General features: G+C 56.9%; 1 rRNA gene. It reads right to left on the bottom strand.

Annotated features, from left to right (window positions below):
* Positions 1-216, bottom strand: a 23S ribosomal RNA gene (locus tag KUM38_RS21975); the annotation flags it as partial.

Here is a 216-nt window from a genome sequence, read left to right as displayed (position 1 = left end):
TGTTCGGACTCGCTTTCGCTACGGCTACCCCACCCGGGTTAACCTCGCAACACACCGCAAACTCGCAGGCTCATTCTTCAAAAGGCACGCAGTCACGACGCAAGGACAAGTCCTTGCGCGACGCTCCCACGGCTTGTAGGCACACGGTTTCAGGTACTATTTCACTCCGCTCCCGCGGTACTTTTCACCATTCCCTCACGGTACTATCCGCTATCG

Origin of the sequence: Streptomyces sp. AC558_RSS880 (assembly GCF_019049255.1) — a bacterium.
Taxonomy (GTDB): Bacteria; Actinomycetota; Actinomycetes; order Streptomycetales; family Streptomycetaceae; genus Streptomyces.
The sequence above is the reverse complement of the archived record's forward strand: the minus strand, read 5'-3'. Positions and strand labels throughout refer to the sequence as shown.